Source organism: Micrococcus sp. HSID17227, from assembly GCF_003989405.1.
In the GTDB taxonomy this organism is placed as follows: domain Bacteria; phylum Actinomycetota; class Actinomycetes; order Actinomycetales; family Micrococcaceae; genus Micrococcus; species Micrococcus luteus.
This window is the reverse complement of the sequence record NZ_RBLN01000295.1, coordinates 1-2,424: the sequence shown is the minus strand read 5'-3', so window position 1 is coordinate 2,424 and position 2,424 is coordinate 1. Positions and strand designations below refer to the sequence as shown.

General features: G+C 72.2%; 1 protein-coding gene. It reads left to right on the top strand.

Features of this window, described 5'->3' with window-relative positions; all coding sequences use genetic code 11:
- Positions 1-2,424, top strand: a 2,424-nt coding sequence (gene alaS, locus D8M29_RS10960; RefSeq protein ID WP_238693395.1) for an alanine--tRNA ligase, incomplete at both ends; no start/stop codon positions are given.

The following is a 2,424-nucleotide window of genomic DNA, read 5'->3' as shown; positions in this document are numbered from 1 at the left end:
CGAGCCCGCGCGCCGTCTCGGTGCAGAAGTGCATCCGCACCGCGGACATCGAGGAGGTCGGCAAGACCGTCCGCCACGGCACCTTCTTCCAGATGTGCGGCAACTTCTCCTTCGGCGACTACTTCAAGGAGACGGCCATCCCGATGGCCTGGGAGCTGCTGACGTCCTCGGTCGAGGACGGCGGCTTCGGCCTGGACCCCGAGCGCCTCTGGGTCACCGTGTACCGCGAGGACGACGAGGCCGAGCGCATCTGGCGCGAGGACGTGGGCGTCCGTCCCGAGCGCATCCAGCGCATGGGCAAGGACGACAACTACTGGAACACCGGCCAGCCCGGCCCGGGCGGCCCCTGCTCGGAGATCTTCTACGACCGCGGCCCCGCGTACGGCGTCGACGGCGGCCCGGCCGCGGACGACACCCGCTACATCGAGATCTGGAACCTCGTGTTCATGCAGTACCGCCTCTCCGCGGTGCGCTCGAAGGACGACTTCGACATCGCCGGCGAGCTCGAGCACAAGAACATCGACACCGGTCTCGGCCTCGAGCGGCTCGCCATGATCCTCCAGGGTGTGGAGAACATGTACGAGACGGACCAGGTCCGCGCCGTGCTCGACCGCGCCGCGCAGCTGGCCGGCCGCTCCTACACCTCCACCGAGGACCCGGCCGACCCGCACTACGACGACGACGTCCGCCTGCGCATGGTGGCCGACCACGTGCGCTCGGCCCTGATGCTGATCAGCGACGGCGTGCGCCCCGGCAACGAGGGCCGCGGCTACGTGCTGCGCCGCCTCATCCGCCGCGTCGTCCGCGCCCTGCGCCTGATGGGCGTCACCGAGCCCGTTTTCCCTGAGCTGCTGCCGGTCTCCCGGGACGCGATGAAGGGCACCTACCCGGTGGTCGCGGACGAGTTCGAGCGCATCTCCCGGATCGCCTACGCCGAGGAGAAGGCGTTCCTGCGGACCATCGCCGCGGGCACGGCCCGCCTCGACGCCGCGGTGGGCCAGGCCCGCTCGGCGGGCGGCGGCATCGCGGGCCCGGACGCGTTCGAGCTGCACGACACCTACGGCTTCCCGATCGAGCTGACGCTGGAGATCGCGGAGGAGGCCGGCGTCGCCGTGGACGAGGCCGGGTTCCGCGCCCTCATGGCCGAGCAGCGCGACCGCGCCCGCGCGGACGCCAAGGCCAAGAAGGCCGGCCACACGGACACCGCCGTGTACCAGCGCCTGCGCGCCGAGGGCCAGACCCACTTCACCGGCTACACCGAGCACACCACCGAGTCCGTGGTGCGCGGCCTGCTGCAGAACGGCGAGGAGGTCGCGTCCGCCGGCGCCGGCACGGAGCTCGAGCTCGTCCTGGACGCCACGCCGTTCTACGCGGAGTCCGGCGGCCAGGCCGCGGACACCGGCCTGATCACCGGCGACGGCTTCCGCCTCGAGGTGCTCGACGTGCAGGCCCCCGTGAAGGGGCTGTCCGTGCACAGGGTCAAGGTCCTCGACGGCGAGGTCGCCGCCGGCGCGCAGGCCCTCGGCGCGATCGACCTGCAGCGCCGCCTCGACGGCGAGAAGGCCCACTCCGGCACCCACCTGGTGCACGCCGCACTGCACCAGATCCTCGGCCCCGAGGCCACCCAGTCCGGCTCCTTCAACAAGGAGGGCTACCTGCGCTTCGACTTCCGCTGGGCCGAGGCGCTCTCGGCCGGGGCCCGCTCCGAGGTCGAGGACGTGGTGAACATCGCCATCCGCGACGACCACGCCGTGCTCACCCAGGAGATGAGCCTCGAGGAGGCGCGCGCACTCGGCGCGATGAGCCTGTTCGGCGAGAAGTACGGCGACCGGGTGCGCGTCGTGGAGATCGACGGCGCCTGGTCCCGCGAGCTGTGCGGCGGCACCCACGTGGGCCGCACCGCGCAGATCGGCTCGCTGACCCTGCTCGGCGAGCAGTCCGTGGGCTCGGGCAACCGCCGCGTCGAGGCCCTCGTCGGCCTGGACTCGTTCCGCCACCTCGCCGCGGAGCGCACCCTCGTCTCCGAGCTCTCGGAGATGTTCAAGGCCCCGGCCGAGGAGCTCAAGGACCGCATCGGCGCCACCCTGGACCGGCTCAAGGCGGCCGAGAAGCAGGTCGCGGAGCTGCGGGCCCAGGCGCTGCAGGCCCAGGCCGGACAGCTCGCCGGGCAGGCCCAGGACGTCACGACGTCCGGTGGGACGTCGGTGCGGGTGCTGGCCCACCACGCCGGCGACGTGGCCGGGGACCAGCTGCGTTCCCTCGCGCTGGACCTGCGCGCCCGGATCGAGTCGGCCGGCGGCAACGCGGCGGGCACGCCCGTGCTCGTGGCCCTCACGGCCGAGGCCAAGGGCCGGCCCCTAGTTCGGAAGAGCACAGGTCTGAACCCCAGCCACCTTCAGAAACCACGTAGGCAGTCTTATGCTT